Origin of the sequence: Marinobacter maroccanus, assembly GCF_002933275.1 — a bacterium.
Taxonomy (GTDB): domain Bacteria; phylum Pseudomonadota; class Gammaproteobacteria; order Pseudomonadales; family Oleiphilaceae; genus Marinobacter; species Marinobacter maroccanus.
This window is the reverse complement of record NZ_PSSX01000006.1, coordinates 201,937-222,417: the sequence shown is the minus strand read 5'-3', so window position 1 is coordinate 222,417 and position 20,481 is coordinate 201,937. Positions and strand designations below refer to the sequence as shown.

At 55.3% G+C, this 20,481-nt stretch carries 15 protein-coding genes and 1 pseudogene; 5 read left to right on the top strand and 11 right to left on the bottom strand.

The features are described 5' to 3' along the window. Both KEHDKFFH_RS09725 and KEHDKFFH_RS09715 read left to right on the top strand, forming a co-directional pair. A partial coding sequence (locus KEHDKFFH_RS09725) for a transposase (protein WP_146084203.1) occupies positions 1-114 on the top strand: 114 nt, incomplete at its 5' end. A gap of 301 nt (positions 115-415) precedes the next feature. After that, entirely contained in the window at positions 416-2,041 is a 1,626-nt protein-coding gene (locus KEHDKFFH_RS09715) for a tetratricopeptide repeat protein (RefSeq protein ID WP_146084202.1), read from the top strand. A 126-nt stretch (positions 2,042-2,167) separates the two neighbouring features. Here the strand turns inward: KEHDKFFH_RS09715 and KEHDKFFH_RS09710 are convergent, their stop codons facing one another. After that, positions 2,168-3,898: a winged helix-turn-helix domain-containing protein gene (locus tag KEHDKFFH_RS09710; protein ID WP_104321732.1), complete on the bottom strand. Its 1,731-nt coding sequence runs from the start codon at positions 3,896-3,898 to the stop codon at positions 2,168-2,170. Positions 3,899-4,183: 285 nt separating this feature from the next. Here KEHDKFFH_RS09710 and KEHDKFFH_RS09705 point away from each other — a divergent pair, with 285 nt between their 5' ends. Next, complete coding sequence (locus KEHDKFFH_RS09705) at positions 4,184-4,615, top strand: hypothetical protein (RefSeq protein WP_104321731.1); 432 nt, start codon at positions 4,184-4,186, stop codon at positions 4,613-4,615. 81 nt (positions 4,616-4,696) lie between these two features. Here the strand turns inward: KEHDKFFH_RS09705 and KEHDKFFH_RS09700 are convergent, their stop codons facing one another. The 3 genes from KEHDKFFH_RS09700 to KEHDKFFH_RS09680 form a co-directional block, all read right to left on the bottom strand. After that, positions 4,697-6,043: a S41 family peptidase gene (locus KEHDKFFH_RS09700; protein WP_104321730.1), complete on the bottom strand. Its 1,347-nt coding sequence runs from the start codon at positions 6,041-6,043 to the stop codon at positions 4,697-4,699. Between the two features lie 377 nt (positions 6,044-6,420). Then, entirely contained in the window at positions 6,421-7,332 is a 912-nt protein-coding gene (locus tag KEHDKFFH_RS09690; protein ID WP_104321728.1) for an alpha/beta hydrolase, read from the bottom strand. A gap of 189 nt (positions 7,333-7,521) precedes the next feature. After that, entirely contained in the window at positions 7,522-7,971 is a 450-nt protein-coding gene (locus KEHDKFFH_RS09680; protein ID WP_241956475.1) for a thiol-disulfide oxidoreductase DCC family protein, read from the bottom strand. Positions 7,972-8,405: 434 nt separating this feature from the next. On the opposite strand from KEHDKFFH_RS09680, the gene KEHDKFFH_RS09670 reads away from it, so the two are divergent. Next, complete coding sequence (locus KEHDKFFH_RS09670; protein ID WP_104321727.1) at positions 8,406-8,693, top strand: type II toxin-antitoxin system ParD family antitoxin; 288 nt, start codon at positions 8,406-8,408, stop codon at positions 8,691-8,693. A gap of 327 nt (positions 8,694-9,020) precedes the next feature. Here KEHDKFFH_RS09670 and KEHDKFFH_RS09665 read toward each other — a convergent pair whose 3' ends face one another. The 7 genes and pseudogenes from KEHDKFFH_RS09665 to urtA all read right to left on the bottom strand — a co-directional run bounded on the left by KEHDKFFH_RS09665 (position 9,021) and on the right by urtA (position 18,245). After that, positions 9,021-11,513, bottom strand: a complete 2,493-nt coding sequence (locus KEHDKFFH_RS09665) for a P-loop NTPase (RefSeq protein WP_104321726.1) — start codon at positions 11,511-11,513, stop codon at positions 9,021-9,023. A 663-nt stretch (positions 11,514-12,176) separates the two neighbouring features. Next, positions 12,177-12,491 (bottom strand): annotated as a pseudogene (locus tag KEHDKFFH_RS09660) (GTP-binding protein); the annotation flags it as partial. Between the two features lie 102 nt (positions 12,492-12,593). Then, positions 12,594-13,292: an urea ABC transporter ATP-binding subunit UrtE gene (gene urtE, locus KEHDKFFH_RS09655; protein WP_104321725.1), complete on the bottom strand. Its 699-nt coding sequence runs from the start codon at positions 13,290-13,292 to the stop codon at positions 12,594-12,596. Beyond that, entirely contained in the window at positions 13,292-14,116 is an 825-nt protein-coding gene (urtD, locus tag KEHDKFFH_RS09650) for an urea ABC transporter ATP-binding protein UrtD (RefSeq protein ID WP_104321724.1), read from the bottom strand. Before urtD ends, urtE begins: the two co-directional genes overlap by 1 nt. Next, a complete protein-coding gene (urtC, locus tag KEHDKFFH_RS09645; protein ID WP_104321723.1) occupies positions 14,113-15,237 on the bottom strand; it encodes an urea ABC transporter permease subunit UrtC in 1,125 nt (374 codons plus the stop codon). Before urtC ends, urtD begins: the two co-directional genes overlap by 4 nt. Before the next feature lie 3 nt (positions 15,238-15,240). Next, the gene (urtB, locus tag KEHDKFFH_RS09640) at positions 15,241-16,839 is read right to left on the bottom strand and encodes an urea ABC transporter permease subunit UrtB (protein WP_104321746.1); all 1,599 of its coding nucleotides are present in this window, start codon (positions 16,837-16,839) and stop codon (positions 15,241-15,243) included. Positions 16,840-16,937: 98 nt separating this feature from the next. After that, on the bottom strand, positions 16,938-18,245 hold the full coding sequence (gene urtA / locus KEHDKFFH_RS09635; protein WP_064227695.1) for an urea ABC transporter substrate-binding protein: 1,308 nt from the start codon (positions 18,243-18,245) through the stop codon (positions 16,938-16,940). A 371-nt stretch (positions 18,246-18,616) separates the two neighbouring features. Here urtA and atzF point away from each other — a divergent pair, with 371 nt between their 5' ends. Beyond that, positions 18,617-20,434 carry an allophanate hydrolase gene (gene atzF / locus KEHDKFFH_RS09630; RefSeq protein ID WP_104321722.1) on the top strand — a complete coding sequence of 606 codons (1,818 nt, stop codon included), beginning with the start codon at positions 18,617-18,619 and terminating at the stop codon, positions 20,432-20,434. Positions 20,435-20,481 lie beyond the last annotated feature (47 nt).

The window sequence follows — 20,481 nt, the reverse complement described above, 5'->3', positions numbered from 1 at the left end:
CTGGAGGGAATGAACAACAAGATCAAGGTGATCAAGCGGATGGCTTATGGCTACCGGGACAACGATTACTTCTTCCTAAAGATAAAAGCAGCGTTTCCCGGTAAAGCGCGATGAACCTTTTTTATCGCCAAGGTTACCTCTGAGGAGCTCTGGGCTTGTTATCCGGGTGCCACCTAAACACACAGTCGATACCATTCGCCCATTCTATGTTGTTATATCCTCCGAGAAATAGGTCATTCCCGGTTTTCCGTTTTTTCACGACGTCGGCTGTTAGCTCGCAAAGCAGCCACGATAGGAGTAGATTGAAAGCTGTAAGCTGCGCATGCAGGGCCAGTAACTGGCAATTCGCATTCAGACTCTGACCGCAGTAAACATGCCGGCTCCACCAGTAACACGGTCCAAATGGAGTCATGTCATGAATACAATCTCTCGCTTGGCACTTGCCGTCACTATAAGCTTTGTTCCTCCCGCATCGGCGCATCAGGACACCACGAATGATGGTCACCTCCATAGCGCCGCAGATGGCATCGGTACCGTCAATTTGCAGGCCGACTGTCATGAGAGTGTGCGCGCTGACGTCGATCACGCACTGGGCATGATGCATCACATGATGTACACCCAGGCCCGCGCCGAATTCAACGCCATTATTCAGGCCGATCCCGACTGTGCCATGGCGCATTGGGGTTTAGCCACGTCGCTGTTCCAGCCATTGTGGGGCACCACACCGAGTGCCGAGGATATTTCCCGGGGTCGCCAGGCGGTCCAGCAAGCCCGTAACTCTGCCGACAGTGAGCGTGAACGCCTGCTGATAGACGCTACCGCTGCATTCTTCGAGCCGGATACCGACCAGGTCCGGGAGCGGCTAGCCGGCTGGATTGAGGGTATGGAGCAGGCCTATCAAGCCTTCCCGGATGACCCTAACGTCGCAACCCTCTATGCCTTGTCCCGCCTGACGCTGGCACTGTCCGCCGAAGACCGCAAAGCACTCCACAACGAAGCAGAAGAGGTGCTGCGTGCGGTTTGGGAGACCGAACCGACCCATCCCGGGGCAGTGCATTATTCCATACACGCTACGGACGCCGATGGCCGCGCTTCCAACGCCACATCAATCGTGGACTCCTATTCCGGGATAGCGCCCAGCGTTCCCCATGCCTTGCACATGCCATCTCACATTTATGTGCGGCTTGGTGACTGGCCCCGGACGATTGACTGGAATCAGCAGTCCGCGAACGTGGCGGTCGATCACAAGGTGGATGACGCCACGTCGTTCCACTACGTTCATGCCCTTGATTATCTGGTCTATGGCCACCTTCAGCGGGGTGAAGACAGCGCTGCACGCAGTGTTTGGGAATCGGCCCGGGCCAACGGACCACACCAGGCAAATTTCCCGGGCGCATTCCACCTGGCGTCCATCCCTGCAAGGTTGGCCGTAGAGGCACGGGATTGGGAGGCAGCCGCCGCCATTACACCTCGCGCTGTCAACTACATCAGATGGGACAAGTTCGCCTGGCCTGAGGCGCTGAGCTGGTTTGCACATGGGCTTGGAGCCGTCCACACCGGTGATCTGGAGGCCGCTCGCGAGGCCGAACAGCGCCTGGAGTCTCTGGCGGAAGCCGCCCGGTCCGCGGCCGATCAGCGTTTCTCGACCTACATCGAGGTGGATCGTAGGATCCTTGCCGGCTGGATTGCGAAAGCCGAGGGTGAACCAGACCGTGCCATCGAACTGATGCGTTCCGCCGGGGAGCTGGAAGCCAGTGTCGAGAAGCACCCGGTCACCCCCGGCGCCCTTCTCCCGCCGTACGAGGCGCTTGGCGATCTGCTAGTCGCCCTGGATCGACCGGCCCAGGCCCTCGCCGCTTATGAGCAGTCCGATCAAACCTGGCCGAACCGGTATAACACCCTGGAGGGAGCGGCACGCGCGGCCGATCTGACTGGCGATACCGAATCCGCCGAGCAGTGGTCCCGTCGACTGCTGGAGATGGCCCCGGAAACGGAACGCGGCTCAATCGAACGGATACAGGCGTTGGCGGGGAGAATCTAGGAAAGCCGGGCACAATCACCCTGCTCTGTCTTGGCGTAAGCGTCTCCTTGCAGCTGAGCAAGGAGACCGTTCTGTGGACTGGAAAATAGTTCTGTCCCGGTTTTCACTGTCCCGGTTTTCACAGGCTTAGTTCACCGGCACCCCCGCTTTGCGCAGGGCTTCCAGCCAGACCCTGCGATTTTCCGGATGATTATGTCCGCCTTCAAATCTTTTTCTCATGGAAGCGATGGACAGCTGGGGAGCAATTGCCTGTGCACTTTGCACCTCCATCTTCGCCTCATTTTTGCGATCCATAGAGGCAAAATTTGCGGCGCGAATCAAATGGTAGAACGTACGCCAGGTATCATTGGTAAGAGCCCCTGCCATCCTGTCAGTCGCGGCCAGGGAGCCTGAATAATCGCCCAGGTGGAAGAGGATGTGAGCGTGATAGAAGAACATCATTTCCAGCCTGGGGTCACGAGGGCTAAGGCGGATGGCCTCCTCGATTTCTGCAAGTGCCCGATCCTGGTGACGAAACCAGTCCAGAGTATGAGCCAGTTCAAGGCGTATGCTGGCATCGTTAGGATTAAGCTGCTTTGCCCTTTCCAGATGGCCGAGCGCACGTGTTTCATCGCCGGTAAGCCTGAAAACGTAACCCAGCGCAGCAAACCCGGCCGGGTCCTTGCCATCCAGGCGAATCGCCGCACGGCCGTTTTGGACCGCTTCCGCCAACGTCCGCTCCAGGTCTGTGGTCCACCCATGGAAAAACTGAATACCCTTGGCCTTTGCGATCAATGCTCGAGGTGCGGCGAATTCCGGATCCCGCTGGATCGCAAGGCCAGCCAGGCGAATAGCCTCTTCCTGGTTCTCTTCAGTAAAAGTTGCCTGCAAAGCCTTTGCCTGAAGATAGAGGTCCCAGGCGTGCAGGCTACTGGTGGGTATACGCCTGCTTTCCTCGGCCTGCGCCGTGACAATTTCCGGGGCCAGGCGCCCGGCAATGGCGCGACTGATTTCATCCTGAAGGGCAAAAATATTTACCAACTCTCGATCAAACCGTTCTGACCAGACTGTTGCACCGGTTGGGGCATGAATAAGCTCAGCACTGATACGCACGCGATTGTCTGTCCGCCGAACACTGCCCCGCACAATATAGACCACACCCAACTCGCGCCCAATCCTATCCATATCCACATCTCCTGCGGCATAGCGAAAGGTGGAGTACGGTGAAATCACAAACAGCTCCCGATTGAGGGAAATGCTTGTGATCAGATCCTCAACCAGGCCATCAACAAAATAAACCTGGTCTGGATCGTCGCTCAGATTGGCAAATTTAAGCACGGCAACGGATGGCTTTCCTGGCAGTGCCAGCGCGGCGTCATCATTATGGTCAGGCCAGGCCCACCAGGCGAGTCCGGCAAACAAAAACAGCAGCAAGAGCACAGCAGCACCGATTGCCCGGTGGTTTCGGCTGTCGTCTGCTCGAGATGCGCCTGAAAGCCCATCGACCGGAGCGTTATTGGCCGCCTCAGATTGTCCGCTCCCGTTAACCGGGCCAATGAAACGGAATCCGCGTTTTGGATAGGTTTTAAGATAATGCTGGCTGCCGCTGTCATCCCCCAGGGCACGCCGGACAGAGCGGATGCACGTGTTGAGTGCCGCGTCGGAAATGACCCTCCCCTGCCAGATCGTTTCGATTAGCTCGCCCTTGGAAACAACCCGGTCACGATGCTCCACGAGGTAGCAAAGCAAAAACAGGACCTGAGGTTCGAGGTGCAGCTTTTCGCCATTGCGTGAGAGCCCATCACGATTGCAATCCAGTAGATAATCGCCAAACCTGTAGACCTTATCAGGCAGACCCTTCCTTTCCTGCCCTTCCATGTTCCTGTCCTCTGGTTAATCAGACTGCCGCCGTTCTGTTGAGATATCACTCCTCAAATTTACACCCACGGAAACTTTGCCTCTAATAAAACATGGCCTCTCTCTCAGGATGCTGTAAACGCCCATCATCCGCAGATTTATTCAGATATTCCTCAGATATTCCTCAAGCACCGCCCTCTTCTGCGGGGAATAATACTCGCTGAAGTCTGTTCCATCCTGACGGCGTAGCGATTACCAGGCAGAGCGGGATGGCGCTCTCCCGACAGTTAAAGAGGGAAACAAACCATGACGAACCTAAAGATGAAGGCAACCCTACTGTTCACCGCGATGCCGGCTTATCTGCTGATGACGAGCCTGGCAGTGGCAGACTCGGAGCAGCAGGCGGCCATTGATCATGGAGCAGTGCAACTGAGCTCGGAGGAAATCGAGGCGCTGGTGGTGGGTAACACAGTGACGGCCAAAGCAGGCGAAAAGGTTTTCAATTTCCATTACGGCACGGATAACGTGATCGCGGGCGAGCTGGTCGGCGGCGGCTGGTCCGGTACTGGCTATTACGGTATCACTGACCAGGATTCGGTTTGCCTATCCATGGCCCAGGACAAAGGACGCCTGCGATGCATGACCATCATGAAGCAGGACGGCGCCTTTCGGAAATACAGCGCCACGGGAGAACTGACATTTGAGTTGCTCGAGGTTCGCACCGGCAATCGGCTCTGACAGAAAACCGGGACAGATCTATTTCACCAATCTGTCCCGGTTTTCCTCAAAACGCCAACCTCGTGATTAATACTTCGACCCTCAACCGCCGACCAGCTTAATTACCCGCTCCAGCATCGGGTCTTTGCCTTCCTCGCGCCCTTTTCGGCCAAGGTACTTGAGACGGATGTGTGGCGGGATGCCGACATCTTCGTAAATCTCACCGTCGTAGGCCCGGTAGATTTCATTGGACAAGGTCAGGTGCCAGCCATTTGGCAGATGGCGCTCGAGCGTGTCGGAAAGGATGCCCTGGGTAGGCTCGCCAATAAGAGTGAGACGGGGATGTTGCAGCAATGAGAGCACGAAGATTTCTGCGGCACTGGCCGTTAGCTCGCTGGTCAGCACAAACAGGTTGCCCTGGTAAGTCTCATTGACAGGCGTGATATGGACAGACTGCTTTCCGGTGAATCCATTGCCATGACGGGCTGACTTGGTGAAAGCCAGCCGTTTGCGATTCATCAGGTACGCTGCAAAGCGCAGTGCGACACCATCGTACCCCCCACCATTATTGCGAAGATCGATCACCAGATTGGGGAGCTCGCCAACATCTGCCAGCACCCTCTTCATCACACTATCGACCGCACTGAGATCCGCAGCCGGTTTGCCTGACTTGCCGCTTTGCCCGGCCATGGCCCGGATGTTCAGGTAACCGATGAGGTCATTAAGGCGCCCCCACTCCACCAGCCGGTTGCCGCCATGGCTAACGGCGCTTGCGAGATAATCCTCATGGATCACGTCACGCGCCGACTCTTTGAGATCGCCCAGGTAGCTGGCGAGCTCCCGGTCATCATTGGCGTCTTCAAGTTCCTGTGTCAGCCGCCTGAAGAGCGCCGGCTGGGCACCTGCGCTGTAATTACCCCAGGGTGAATGCAGACGAATATGGCCATCCTTCAGGGGCCGTAGCATCGCAACCATGATGGCAAAGAGCGCTTCCTGTGATGTGTTCGCGTTAATCTGGGGAAGATAGTCATGATGTGCCCGGTCCCAGGCCACACCCTTGAGTTCAAACAGGGCGTATTGCTCGTGAAAGGTTCGCCAGAAAACGTCAAAGTTGTATTGCGGATCCTTTGCCCGGTGCCTGTGACTTTCAGTGACACTGGCGGGCAATCCATTCAGGCGACGGAAGCTGATACGTGCTACTCCAGTTACCCGATGGGCACTGAACGCCTGGCCACCAGGGGATACCGCCAAGTCTTCGTAATAGTGGCCAAGTTCTTCAATACTGCCCGCATGAATCTTCAGGCAGCTGATGCTGGTTTCTTCAAAAAGGGTGTACCAATCTTCCTCGATCAGCAACACAGTGCCGTAACCCTGGGAACGCCAGACACCCTGCAGGCGCGCAAAATCAGGGCTGGAAAGAGAACTGCCGCGGCGTTGGGCGGTTTTCATAGAGGACTCCAGGTCCACTTCTGTTGTTTTCAGACGTCAGGCCCCAGTAATAGAGTTCGTAGTCCTGCATTGTGACTCTCCCACTCTGACAGTTGAGAAGATAACTGTTGTCTGGAAGTGTAGGGCTAAAAATAGATCTGTCCCGGTTTTCACTTCACCAGCCAGTCAAAAGCCATAACAACAAGCCAGCAACCCCGAAAAGAAGCACTGCAAAATGGACAGCCAGGTTCTTTCGGATAGTTGGGGCGGGCTTGGCGTTGAAACTGAAATAATCCTCACCAAACAGCCCAACACCGCAGTGCTCACAGTAGTTTTTCGAGTAAGAGACCCGGAGCTCAGACGGCTCAAATCTTTTTCGGCAACTGTAACAACTGGGATTAATCACTTCGGGCTCCGATTTGTTTGAAAAACCGGGATAGGAAATCCAACTGATCTTCGATGGACTGATCCAGAGCTTCGCCACGATAGACATCAAAATGACCCACCGGATAGTGCTTCACTTCCGCGTTCGGCATTCTCTGGGCCGCTTTGACCGCAGAACTCGCCGGGGCGACGGTATCGTGGTCGCAAATCAACACCAGTGCCGGGCAGGCGACTTTGCTGGCCAACCGGATGGGCCGGAAAAGAGGAATGGCATAACTCACGCCCGCTGCGACGTAATTCGATGCGTTATCGGCCAGCAAGGGAACATACCCCTCCTGGCAGTCCTCAGCCGTCATCATGCCCAACTCGCCGGGGCGGCCGGCCGACGCAATATACCGGGGAGACATCCCCAGCCCACGACGAAGCCAGTCAACCGTTCCGTGCCAGGTCAGGCGCATCGCCTGCATGAGGCCGGCGTAACCGACAACCCCCAGTAAAGACGCCAGACCATCCATCATCGGGCATTGGGAGATGGTGCATTGCACGTTTCCATCCTTTGCCGCAGCCGCAATCACAAGCCCGCCGGAAAACGACGTTCCCCACAGGCAAATGCGGCTGCCATCAATACGATCGAGCTGCCGCGCAAAATTCAGTGCCGCCAGCCAATCTGCCACTTCCTTCCAAGGGCTCAGCGTCTGCCGTGGCTGGCCATCACTGTCACCGAAATGGCGGTAGTCAAAGGCAAAGACCGCGTAACCCGCATTGCAGAAAGCTTCTTTGAACGGTGCCAGACCACTGGCATGAGTCAGCCCAAAACCATGGGCCATGACGACACACGGTAAACCTTTACTGTCGGCATCCGGCGTATAGAGAACACCGCGACAGGTTGTACCATCGCTCTGAAATTCCTGGGGCGTTTCGATCATTGTTTGGCTCGCATGCTTGAGGGTCGAGAGTCTCAGGATAGCTCATTGCTTCAATATCAAATTTGCCAGCGCCGGGAGAGGAAGCTGAGTGGGAAAAGAGAATGTCTTCGGAAAAGCGGGCCAGCTTACCCAAATAACCGCAATAATGGATCTGTCCCGGTTTTCCGGTTTCCGAGCCCCCTACCACGTCTATCTGTCCTCCGCGCTTTCCTCAGCTTCAACCTCGGCCTTGCGCGCTTCGATGCTTCTCTGCGTTTCCTTTGAATCCGGCATGCGCCCGGTTCTCTCCAGCCGCTCGCTCACCCATTTGTGGTAAAGCTTCGCCAGCGCTGGCCGAATCACCGGCAAACCAATCAGCCAGGCAAACGGTTTCAGCAGCCAGACCCGCGACATCAACAGGATATAGGCATCCAGTTCCCGGTGGATGTTGCCCTGGCCATCCTCCACATGGAGCTCCTGAAGCGCTGCTTGCGGGTCTATACCACATTCTTTCAACTCCTCATCACGGCCGGTGATATCCACCCACTCCACCGATTCGCCGGTCCTGCCCGCGAGTCGCTCATAGAGCCTGCGATCCTTGACACAGCTCGGGCAGGCGCCATCGTAGAACACGCGAAGCTGATCACCTGGTGCCGTCATCTCCCTCTCCCTTGTTTGCATCGCATTCATCTAACTACACGGTAAAACAATGTGTGGCTCCCGTTAACCGTTCGGATCTCGAGGCATGACCCGCGAGAGGAATTACAAGGTATAGTGCGGCCAGAGAAAGCCCGGAAGGAAAAGCCTAAACACAGCCGACCACGCGTGTATTTCGAAGAATGGGGTGACCCCATGATCACCGGCATTGGCTGGGTGTCCGAGCTGACCGGTATTGCCGGCGGCGAGGATATCTTTCCGGAAAAGGCCGCGGAACCTGCCTCCAGGGAGGGAAAATAAATCGGGAAAATAAATCTGTCCCGGTTATGGTTAAGGTTATGGTTAATGGTTATTGGTCCCGGTTATTGGTTTCCTCCTAGACAGGAAACCGATGCATTGGCATATTATGCCAATGCAATGCTGACAGGATCACCCTCATGGCGACGAGAAACATAGTACTCACGGACCATCAATCCCAAGTAGTCGATCACCTGGTTGCCTCGGGCCGTTATCAAAATGCCAGCGAAGTACTTCGAGCCGGCCTGAGAATGGTCGAGGAAGCCGAGTCCCGCTACGTCACGAAAATGAATGACCTGAGAGCCGCCATCGATGCGGGCCAGGAAGACCTGGAGGCTGGCAGAACCAGAACATTCACGGGTGACGAGTTCGCTACTTACCTTTCTAAGCGTTCGGAGCAAGCCATCAGGAAGAAACGGGATACCTGATTAGGTCAGAAATTCGGACCGGGATCGCTACCTATCCGCTTGCAAAGGAAGGCAAAGCTTCATCCCATCAGTTTTATCTTAGGGTGGGAGAAGATACGCACAATCCGTCCATTATCATTCTTCGAGTCTTGCACCAAAGGATGGATCCTGAGGCGTACCTCTGACCGTCAAACTATCTGATTACTGGTTGCCAGAAGAATAAATAATTCTGTCCCGGTTTTCTGCGATAACAACTCGGCTTGATCACTTCGGGCTCCGACTTGGCTGGAAAACCGGGACAGTATTTTTTACAAACTACATTTGACATATAGCTTTACCACTTGTTTTCTAGATGCTCTCTCGCAGGGAGGTATACTCTTTAACAATCTCCCTAATTCGGCTTTCCTTAGGATGATACCTAATCGCATCATTCGCATAGTTCGTGAAGGATTTATGTAATTCCTCATCATGTTTATTTACTTTTAGGATATCCAAAAGGCCACGAAGCATAGCTGAGAATGGAAATGGATCTTGAGTTCCTCTATAGTTTATCTCAACATCTAGTATCTGAATCCCTTCTTCTTTGTCCTCTGCATTTACAAGTCCATCGGATACATATCTTTTCAACAACGTTTGGCCAAGGGCATGAGATATTTGAAATGACCCCTCGTAAAGCGTTAAACCTTTTCTAAAACAATGCACAGCTTGATCAATCTGACCTATAAGTTCTAGAAATCTCCCGTATTGAAGCCAGAAAACACCATCATGGGCATAGAACTTCTGAGCCTCAGAATATATTTCGTGAATCATTTCTTCATCGTTTTTCAAACTGAAAATATCAAAGCAAAGATACCTGTACGATATCAAAGATTTATATACCCTATAACTAATAGGGTGCCTTTTAATATCAGAAATCTCAAACTTAGAAGAAACGACCTTTAAAAGCAAGAGTATCGAATTTTTAACCCTTTCTTTTGGAAATACCGACTTAAGTTGATACTGGGATATAGAGTGCCCTCTAGACAATACAGAATCCCTATTGTTATTTAAGTAGACCTTCCCTTTAAGGTTATTTCTTAATTTTTTCACAATAGCCGGGATACCAACCTCATGAGCCGCGGAAATATAGGTTATGGGCAACTGCAGTCTCGCTGCCGAAACAAGAGAAATTGTTATATAAATATCTCTATCGAGATCATCCTGAATCTCGATGTACTCGTAATTTATTTTGTCCTCAAATGCCTGACTAGAAGATAGATCGTGGAGTGTTGCGAGCAAATCTCCCTTATATCCCTGATCAAAACTTATCAGCTTTCTCGCCGATTTCTCTATATTTAGACCTTTAAGTTTCTCAAACTTTACACCCAGAGATTCGGCTTTTCTCAAAAGTAATTTTGCATCGTTTTCAGTTAGTGATTCTATAGAAACCTGCCTAATATCTGTATCGCCGATTTCTGAAAGATGCCTGATGTTTTTGTCGTAAGGAAGCGACCGTTCCTCAAGAATAAAGCAAACTCGACACCCAACTTGCCTCTCCTTAACCCTTTTCGCTAATTCATTTACAGCATAGAAGTGTTCAGATGAAGCATCGACAAATATATAAAACGCACCTTTCGCATTTTTAAGAATATTCCACGTATGTTCTATGTCGATACCATCTAAACCCGAATGAGAGTAACTGTTTTGCTCGAAACTCGAAATCGATGCAATAGCCAACATACACGCAGTCGTTTTCCCACAACCAATCGGACCTATTACTGGGACAACACAAATTTTAGCTTCAGACTTATGGAAATCGTGGAGAATATCCACCAAATTATTGCAAAATGAAAGTTTGGCCGGAACCTCGTTAGCGATGTAATACCAATCAGGAACATCACCATCATAAAAAAACGATTCTACGCCTTTTTCTAGTTTTGATTTAGACAATGATTTACCGACATGGTCAAAATTCTGATAAAACCAAGATGAAGACTCTGTTCTATTTGTATCCTGTAAAAATGGCGCCTTCATTTTTATAAACTTTTCAGGAGAGACCGTTTTTACCTGCCGAAACAAATACTCAAAGAACTCCTCTGCAGTCGCTTCTATCGGGTAGATTCCGCGCTCCAAATAGTTCTCGCGCGCCACTTCATTTACCGACCGTAAAACGATCCAACTATCTGACACGCCCTCACTGTCAAACATTTGCCTTTCCCTAAGCGCTGCCTCGATATCCCTTTCTTCAAACCTAGATCCAACGAATAAGCAGTCGCCTTTCTGAATATTTAATGCCGCCTTTCGCAACCAATCCGGACTACTTACTGTATAATCTGCATATTGTACGTTATCAAAAACCACACCTTCGTCAATCCTTCTTACATATCCGTGAAGATGCACTACACTTGGCCTTACAATAAATACATCAACCGGCTCTCTATCTTTATAGTTAAATATTCTATAGTTAGGATAAATTTTTGGTTGCTTTTTCCTCTCTTCACAAACCTCAGGAATATCATCAATGTTTGTCGTAAAAACCACCCGCCACCAATACTTAAATACATCCTCATGCCATGAAAATGGCTCGGCACACATAAACGTATCTTTTAAAAAATTATTGAAATCTGGCATTTTTTTACTAGCAAAAGAGAACGTATCTGGCAATCCGCTCTCCTTTGCCAAATCGGGCTTTCCTAGCTTATTAAATATTTTACTAATTAGATCGGGTGTAGATGGGATCCCGCCGCCATCTACTGATCTCGCGCCTACACTAAAACCTGCACCTAAAAAAAGAGCAAGTTCTCCAAATTTCAATTTTGGGGCGATCTTTTCCCTTATAATACGCTTCTCTTCTTCTTTCATTCTGTTCCCCAGATCTTAAAAATCACTAATCTTATCTTATTGGCCTCAAAGATCGGCATCTGTCGTGTTTTCGCATCACTGCATCCTGCTTCCTTCCGTGGCAAAAATAACTGGAGCCTTTAAAATTAATTCATCCGATGGCGCCCTGGAGCAGAGACAACTCAAAAACATACTCAGCAATGCAATTGCCATGAAAGATTGAAATTAAATTAACAGTTTTGCCAGCACGGCGACACTAATCGCGCATTAGGCCTACACATTTGGGCTCTCATAACGAACGTCAAATACAGTAGACCATTTGAACTGTTCACGCTTGTTTTGCTTACAAAAATCGACATTTTCAACGAAAAAAAGCCACACGGTTTCCCGTAAAGCCTACACTTTTACAGTGATGAGTTGAGGCCCTTTGCGCAATCCTCAGCGACGCCCCCTAACCTTCTTCCAGGAGATCATGAAAATCGCACCAATAATTCCCGCTACAAACAAATCCTCAACGTGCAGCCCATCGCCAATATCCTCGCCCGGAATGCGCTAGCACGCTTGTCGAGGCCACTAGAAGCCCCACATTGGCACTGATTTTTGAGTCATTTTCATGTCTATTTCCCCTTTATCGGTTAAAACCAAAACTGCCTGATCAGGCAATTTTTCAGGCCTGCGCTTCGGTAACATGCCCCACTCCAAAATGAAATTGATAATCGTCTTCAGCCTTACCCTGTCGGACAGCTGGGTGAACACGAAGGGCCGCTCACAACGCACTTTCTTGCTGTCCCGCTCCATCACATCCGGGGATGCGTGCACCTGTTTGACAATGTCGATCTTGTTGATGATCATCAGGTCGAATTTGGTGATCCTGGGGCCGCCTTTGCGAGGGATCTTGTCGCCGGCGGAGACGTCGATCACGTACAAGGTGAGGTCGCTCAGTTCCGGGATGAAGGTGGCGGAGAGGTTGTCTCCGTCGGATTCAACCAGCTCCAGATCCCGGTAGCGGTGTTTCTGCCATCGGGCCGGGTGTGGACACTCAGGGCAAATGGACGCTGACTTGCGTCGAAGCGATGGCAGGTTCTATGCGCTCGAAGATCTTTATACCGTCAGATGCTTCTTGATGAGTTCATCGGTAAGGCCGGCAATTTCGTCTTCCGCCACCCGGCGACCGCGGTCGAGTATGGCAAAGCGGTCGGCGTATTTGCGGGCAAACGGCAACTTCTGCTCAACCAGCAGCACCGTCAGTCCGTCTTCTTCGATCAGCCGACGAATAACCTCCCCAATCTGCGCCACAATATTCGGCTGAATCCCCTCCCCCGGCTCATCCAGAATCAGCAGCCTGGGTTCAATCACCAATGCTCGCCCAATTGCCAGCTGCTGTTGCTGCCCGCCAGAGAGGTCGCCGCCTCTGCGGTGTCGCATTTCCTTCAGCACCGGAAACAGCTCATACACCCGCTCCGGTATCTTCTTGCTACCGTCCCTGCGCACGGCCAGCCCCGTGCGGAGGTTTTCTTCCACGGTCAGCAGCGGGAATATCTGCCTTCCCTGGGGCACGTAGCCAATGCCCAGGCGTGAGCGGTCTTCCACTTTCTTTTTGGTGAGTTCCACATCCTGCGCAAATTCAATGATGCCGCTCTTGGTGGTTTCCTCGCCCATGATGCATTTCATCAGGGTGGTTTTGCCCACGCCGTTGCGGCCCATCACGCAGGTGCACTTGCCCTGGGGTACGTCCAGGTCCAGATCCCAGAGGGTGTGGCTTTCGCCGTAGAACTGATTGAGCTTCTGGATCTTCAGCATTACGCCTCCTCCCCTAGGTAAACCTTGATCACTTCCGGGTCGTTGGAGACCTGGTCCATGGTGCCTTCGGCCAGCACGCTGCCCTGGTGCAGCACGGTCACTTTGCGAGCGATGGAGCGCACGAAGCCCATGTCGTGTTCCACCACCACAACCGACTGTTTGCCGGCCAGGCTGGTGAGCAGTTCGGCGGTGCGTTCCATTTCCTGTTCGGTCATGCCGGCGACCGGCTCGTCCACCAGCAACAGCCGGGGTTTCTGCATCAGCAGCATGCCGATTTCCAGCCATTGTTTCTGGCCGTGGGAGAGGATGCCGGCGAGGCGGTCCCGCAGGTCTTTCAGGCCGATCATTTCCAGCACTTCGTCGATGCGGTCCCGGAATTCGGGTTTCATAATGGCGGTGAGCGTGGGGAATACGCGCTTGTCCGCCGCCATGGCCAGTTCCAGGTTTTCGAACAAGGTGAGGGCTTCGAACACCGTGGGTTTCTGGAACTTGCGGCCGATGCCCAGGCTGGCGATGTCCGGCTCGTTCATGGTGAGCAGGTTGTGGCGGCTGCCGAACCATACCGAGCCGGTGTCTGGCCGGGTTTTACCGGTGATGATGTCCATCATGGTGGTTTTACCCGCGCCGTTGGGGCCGATGATGCAGCGCAGCTCGCCGTCGTCGATGGTGAGGTTGAGGTTGTTGATGGCCTTGAAGCCGTCAAAGCTCACGTTCACGTCTTCCAGGTACAGGATGGGGCCGTGGCGCACGTCCACCGGCGATTGCACCTGGGTCAGAAACTCGAATACATGCTCGCGGTCGGCCAGTTCCTGAAAAATGCTCATGCGGTGGCCTCCTGCCCGGTGGGTGTGTCGTTATCGGTTTTGGCTTTGCGGCGTTTCTGCAGCAGCCCGGCAATGCCCTTGGGCAGGAACACGGTCACCAGCACAAACAGGCCGCCGAGGGCGAATAGCCAGGCATCCGGCATGATGCCGGTGAACACGGTTTTGGCGTAGTTCACCAGGATGGCACCAATCACCGCGCCGTAAAGCGTTGCCCGGCCACCGAGGGCCACCCACACCACGATCTCGATGGAGAACAGCGGCGAGAATTCACTGGGATTGATGATGCCTACCTGAGGCACGTACAGGGCCCCGGCCACACCCGCCAGCATGGCGGAGACCACAAACACGAACAGCTGCACCCGCTCCACCCGGTAACCCAGGAAGCGGGTACGGGCCTCGGCATCCCGGCAGGCCACGCTCACCCGCCCGAGCTTGCTGGTCACAATGCCCCGGCAGATCACGTAGCCAATGGCCAGGGCAATGCCGGTGGCGATGAACAGCCCGAGGCGGGTGGCGTCGGTGCGCAGGTTGAAGCCGAGAATGTCCTTGAAGTCGGTGAGGCCGTTGTTACCTCCAAAGCCCATCTCGTTGCGGAAGAAGGCGAGCATCAGGGCAAAGGTGAGCGCCTGGGTGATGATGGAGAGGTACACCCCGGTTACCCGCGAGCGGAAGGCCAGGAAGCCGAACACCAGCGCCAGCAGGCCCGGGGCCAGCAGCACCATGATGAAGGCAAACCAGGCCATGTCGAACCCGTGCCAGAACCAGGGCAGCTCCTGCCAGTTCATGAACACCATGAAGTCCGGCAGCACCGGGTCGCCATACACGCCCCGGTCGCCAATCTGGCGCATCAGGTACATGCCCATGGCGTAGCCACCGAGCGCAAAGAAGGCGCCATGGCCCAGGCTGAGGATACCTAGGTAACCCCACACCAGGTCCACCGCCACCGCCAGCAGGGCGTAACACAGGTATTTGCCCAGCAGGGTGACAGTAAAAGCACTCACGTGCAGGGCGCTGTCCTGGGGCATGAACAGGTGCAGGAAGGTCACCGCCACGAGGGCCGCGAACAGTACACCAAGAAACAGTTGCGTGGATCGCTCACGCAGGGGTCTTGTTAGCCACATAACTTAGCCTTCTGCTGCGCGGCCCTTTTGAGGGAACAATCCCTTCGGCCGTTTCTGGATAAACAGGATGATGAACACCAGCACGATGATCTTGGCGAGTACGGCACCGGCCCAGGGTTCGAGCAGCTGGTTGATGGTACCCAGGGAGAGCCCGGCAATAAGGGTGCCCCAGAGGTTACCCACGCCACCGAACACCACCACCATGAACGAGTCGATGATGTAGTTCTGGCCCAGGTTCGGGCCCACGTTGGTGAGCTGGGAAAGGGCCACACCGGCCAGGCCGGCGACGCCGGAGCCCAGGGCAAAGGTCATGATGTCTACCCGGGTGGCGCGGATGCCCATGGAACGGGCCATGGCGCGGTTCTGGGTAACGGCGCGCACTTCCAGACCCAGGCGGGTCTTGCGCATGATCAGCATCAGGCCGGCAAAGACAATCAAGGCAAAGGCCAACACGTAGAGGCGGTTGAGTGTGAGCGAGAGCGCGTCGTTGATCACCAGGGAGCCGCTCATCCACTCCGGGGTCACCACGGTGCGGTTCTGGGGAGAGATCACGGTGCGTACCAGCTGCTGCAGGATCAGGCTGATACCGAAGGTAGCGAGCAGAGTCTCCAGCGGACGGCCCTTGAGGTACTGGATCACGCTGCGCTCGATGATGATGCCGGCGGTGGCGGCCACCATAAAGCCGGCGGGAATCGAGAGAATCAGGGCCAGGCCAGGCTGGCCGGGGAAAAGCTGCTGCATGCCCCAGGTGGTGTAGGCACCCAGCATGATCAGCTCGCCGTGGGCCATGTTGATCACGCCCATCACACCAAAGGTGATGGCCAGGCCGATGGCGGCGAGCACCAGAACCGAACCCAGGGAAAGACCGAAATACAGGGTCTCGGCGGCGCGGTTCAGTTTGAGTTTCTGTTCGATGCTTTCCAGGGCTCTGGTGGCGCTTGCCGCCAGTTCCTGGTTATCGCTGCGGGCCGCTTCGTTCAGGGCGGCGCGGGCGCGGGGGTGCAGGCTTCCGGCAAGCACGTCCACCGCCTCCACGTTGCCTTCGCCCACCCGGTAGATGGCCAGGGCGAGTGCAATCCGGTCACGCACGCCGGCGTTGTCTTCCTGGACCAGCTGCGCTTCCAGCGGTTCGACCAGTGAGGCGTCCACTTTACCCATCATGTCCTGTGCGGAGGCTTCACGCACTTTCGGATCGGGCGCGTTCAGGTCCAGCATGGCGAGTATGCCTTCAAGCTGACCCCGAATGGTGTTGTTGATGGCGACTCTGTCCAGCTCTCGGCGGGACATTTCACCCATGTTCTCTCCGGTCAGCGGATCGGCGATTTCCCAATCCCTGCCCCGGTTATTCAGTACCAGTACCACCTGCCCGGTGTCTTTTACCCGGCTAAGGCGGTTGTTTCCGTAGGCTTCGAGCCAGCCCCTGGCTCTTTCATCGCCGCTGCTGACGATGGCGTTCACCGCCTCTTCTACTTTGCTCGCAGGCGCTTCTGCCAGGTTGATCAGCAGAGCCTTGCCGGGGTCGTTTTCCTGCGCCGTTGCCGGCAGCGACAACAGGCAAACCAGGGCGATAAGCAGCAATGTGAGCGATCGGCAGATGCTCATGAGTGTGTCCTGTCTGTTGAAAGCGTGGTGCGGGGTGGCAACCGGAGGCAGCATCGCTACCCCCGGGTTGCCTGTATTGCGATGTCGGTTGCTGTGCCTTATTCGTCAGCAGCCGCCATTTCGCCGGCAGACGCACCACAGGTGCCGGTTGCCGTGTTGAAGGTTCCGCAGAACATGGGCTTGCGCCAGTCGGCGATCATGTCCCGTGAGCCCGGCAGGTAGTCAGACCAGGCATCGCCAGCAACCAGAGACGGGGTCTCCCAGACCACGGAGAACTGGCCGTTGTCCTGGATCTCGCCAATCAATACCGGCTTGGTAATGTGGTGGTTGGGCATCATGGCGGCGTAGCCACCAGTGAGGTTGGGTACGGTTACACCGATGATGGCGTCTTTCACCGCGTCCACGTCGGTGGTGCCGGCTTTCTTGACCGCTTCCACGTACATGTTGAAGCCGATGTAGTGGGCTTCCATCGGGTCGTTGGTTACCGCTTGCTCGTTGCCAGTGTGCTCGATCCACTGGTCGATGAAGTCGTAGTTGGCGTCGTTATCCACGCTCATGAAGTAGTTCCAGGCGGCCAGGTGGCCAACCAGCGGGGCGGTATCGATACCGGAGAGTTCCTGCTCACCCACGGAGAAAGCAACCACCGGGATATCGGAGGCAGCGATGCCCTGGTTACCCAGTTCACGGTAGAAGGGCACGTTGGCGTCACCGTTGATGGTGGAAACCACGGCGGTCTTCTTACCGGCGGAACCGAAGCGCTTGATGTCAGAGACGATGTTCTGCCAGTCGGAGTGACCGAAAGGCGTGTAGTTGATCATGATGTCTTCCTTGGCCACACCCATGTCCATCAGGTAGGTCTCAAGGATCTTGTTGGTGGTGCGCGGGTAAACGTAATCGGTGCCCGCCAGTACCCAGCGCTCCACGCCAATTTCATTCATCAGGTAGTTAACCGCAGGGATCGCCTGCTGGTTGGGCGCAGCGCCGGTGTAGAAGACGTTTTCGGAGGATTCCTCACCCTCGTACTGAACCGGGTAAAACAGAAGGCCGTTCAGCTCTTCCACCACCGGCAGTACGGATTTACGGGAAACCGAGGTCCAGTTACCGAAGATCACGTCGACCTTTTCCTGGGCCAGAAGCTCCCGGGCTTTCTCGGCGAACAGCGGCCAGTTGGAAGCCGGGTCCACAACAACCGCTTCCATCTGGCGACCCAGTACACCGCCCTTGGCGTTCTGTTGCTCGATCAGCATTTCAACGGTGTCTTTCAGAACGGTTTCACTGATGGCCATGGTGCCGGAGAGGCTGTGCAGAATGCCCACCTTGATGGGATCTTCCGCGGCTACGGAATTGAAAGAGATGGAAAGTGCGAGTGCAGAGAGGCCCAGTTTCACGTGTTTTTTGAGGCTCATGTTGTGCGTCCTTTTCTTGAGTTGGGTCTTGGGTTCGGTCTTGGGTTTGAGAGTGCAGTTCGTCATGAAACGCACAGGAGCCACTGCATCTGCTGTTCCACATTCCATGTATATCCAGCGAAAACAAATAGTTATCTAGTATACAAGCCGAACCTGAGCTACCAGGGAGCCATCAACACCCCGCCAAACCCCTGTTTTATCGTTCAGTTTTGGTGCGCCCGCACCGGCCTTGGGCGCGCTGCGCCGTGGCACTTCTGGAGCGGAAATCATTAACCAACTGTTTTTATTGAATTATTAAGAATTTTTCGCAAATGGCACAGGCATTGCCATTCCACATGTATACAAGTTGATAACGCACATGAGGACGAGCAATGCCTTCAACTCTCGGATGGACCATCAAGGACTGGCAAAGCGCCTATAGAGAAGGTGCAACGCCGGCGGCGCTGCTGGGCGAGCTGCTGACCGGCCTGGATGGCAAAGACGTGGCCTGGATTTCCCTGCTGGATGGCGACGGCCTGGCCAATGCCCTGGCAGAACTGGAACAGACCCTGGAAGCCGCCGGCGGCGACAAGGCCGCGCTGCCGCTCTATGGCGTTCCGTTCGCGGCAAAAGACAATATTGATGCGAAGGGCCTCGAAACCACCGCTGCCTGCCCGGCTTTCGCCTATACCCCGGAACAAGACGCCACCACCATCGCCCGCCTGAAGGCCGCCGGCGCGGTAGTGATCGGCAAGACCAACCTGGACCAGTTTGCCACCGGCCTGGTGGGTACCCGCTCGCCCTACGGCGCCGTGCCCAACAGCTTCAAGCCGGAGGTGGTCAGCGGCGGTTCCAGTTCCGGCTCGGCTTCCGTGGTGGCCCGGGGCCTGGTGCCGTTTGCCCTGGGCACCGACACCGCCGGCTCCGGCCGGGTCCCAGCCGGGCTGAATAACCTGGTGGGGCTGAAGCCCACCAAAGGCCAGTTCAGTATTCGGGGCGTGGTGCCGGCCTGTCGTTCACTGGATTGCGTCTCCATCTTTGCGCTTACCGTTAACGATGCCGGGCTGGTATCGGGTGTGATGACCGGTTTCGACGCCGGTGATGCCTTCTCCCGCAAGGCGCCTTACGCCCTACCCCTGGACGGCCCCGCCCTTCGTCGACCCGGCCCGATCAGACGGCTCGCCATTCCGGAACATCCGCAGTGGTTCGGTGACCAGCAGTCGGAGGCGGCCTGGAACACCGCCATCAGCCTGTGGCGCGGGCTGGATGTGGAGCTGGTTCCCATGGATTTCAGCCCCATGCTGGAACTGGCGGCGCTGCTCTACGAAGGCCCCTGGGTGGCCGAGCGCCACGCCGCCGTGGAAGCGTTCATGACCAGCCACGCCGATGATATGAACCCGGTGGTCAAAGGCATTATCAGCAACGCCAACAAGTTCAGTGCCACGGACACCTTCAAGGCCCAGTACCGCAAGGAAGAGCTGCAGCGCCAGATTGATGAGCTGCTGGCCGATGTGGATGCCTTGCTGGTGCCCACTGCGCCTACCGCACCCACCATTGAAGCGGTCAACGCCGACCCGGTTACCCTCAACAGCCAGCTGGGCACCTACACCAATTTCGTAAACCTGGCAGACATGAGCGCCCTGGCCATTCCCGCAGGCTTCCGGGACGACGGCCTGCCCTTCGGCGTAACCCTGATCAGCGGCGCCTGGAAAGACACCGAACTGCAGCACCTGGCCTGCCAGTGGCTCAACGCCCACCCGACGCCCCTGGGCGCCACCGATAAAGTCCGCCCGGAAGAAACCCCGGGCGCGGCCATTTCAACCCCCACGGTTCGAGTGGCGGTGGTTGGCGCTCATCTCAGCGGCATGCCCCTGAACACCCAGCTCACCGAGCGCTTCTCGGTGCTGCTGGAGCAAACCACCACCTCCGCCAATTACCGGCTTTACGCCCTGCCCAACACCACACCGCCAAAACCCGGCCTGAAACGGGTAGCCGCAGGAGAAGGTGAACAGATCATCGTGGAAGTGTGGGAAATGCCCGCCTCGGCCTTCGGCTCCTTTGTGGATCTGATTCCGGCGCCCCTGGGCATCGGCAATGTGGAGCTGGCCGATGGCCGCTGGGTAAACGGTTTTATCTGTGAAGGCTACGGCTTCGACGGCGCCCGGGATGTCACCGAATTCGGCGGCTGGCGCGCGTTTATCAATTCCTGATCGGGGTCAGATGAAAACGGGGTCAGATGAAATCTTCACCTGACCCC

Coding starts and splice junctions, on each gene's coding strand:
- KEHDKFFH_RS09715 (WP_146084202.1), top strand. CDS start 416: ATGAATACAATCTCTCGCTTGGCACTTGCCGTCACTATAAGCTTTGTT.
- KEHDKFFH_RS09710 (WP_104321732.1), bottom strand. CDS start 3,898: ATGGAAGGGCAGGAAAGGAAGGGTCTGCCTGATAAGGTCTACAGGTTT.
- KEHDKFFH_RS09705 (WP_104321731.1), top strand. CDS start 4,184: ATGACGAACCTAAAGATGAAGGCAACCCTACTGTTCACCGCGATGCCG.
- KEHDKFFH_RS09700 (WP_104321730.1), bottom strand. CDS start 6,043: ATGAAAACCGCCCAACGCCGCGGCAGTTCTCTTTCCAGCCCTGATTTT.
- KEHDKFFH_RS09690 (WP_104321728.1), bottom strand. CDS start 7,332: ATGATCGAAACGCCCCAGGAATTTCAGAGCGATGGTACAACCTGTCGC.
- KEHDKFFH_RS09680 (WP_241956475.1), bottom strand. CDS start 7,971: ATGACGGCACCAGGTGATCAGCTTCGCGTGTTCTACGATGGCGCCTGC.
- KEHDKFFH_RS09670 (WP_104321727.1), top strand. CDS start 8,406: ATGGCGACGAGAAACATAGTACTCACGGACCATCAATCCCAAGTAGTC.
- KEHDKFFH_RS09665 (WP_104321726.1), bottom strand. CDS start 11,513: ATGAAAGAAGAAGAGAAGCGTATTATAAGGGAAAAGATCGCCCCAAAA.
- urtE (WP_104321725.1), bottom strand. CDS start 13,292: ATGCTGAAGATCCAGAAGCTCAATCAGTTCTACGGCGAAAGCCACACC.
- urtD (WP_104321724.1), bottom strand. CDS start 14,116: ATGAGCATTTTTCAGGAACTGGCCGACCGCGAGCATGTATTCGAGTTT.
- urtC (WP_104321723.1), bottom strand. CDS start 15,237: ATGTGGCTAACAAGACCCCTGCGTGAGCGATCCACGCAACTGTTTCTT.
- urtB (WP_104321746.1), bottom strand. CDS start 16,839: ATGAGCATCTGCCGATCGCTCACATTGCTGCTTATCGCCCTGGTTTGC.
- urtA (WP_064227695.1), bottom strand. CDS start 18,245: ATGAGCCTCAAAAAACACGTGAAACTGGGCCTCTCTGCACTCGCACTT.
- atzF (WP_104321722.1), top strand. CDS start 18,617: ATGCCTTCAACTCTCGGATGGACCATCAAGGACTGGCAAAGCGCCTAT.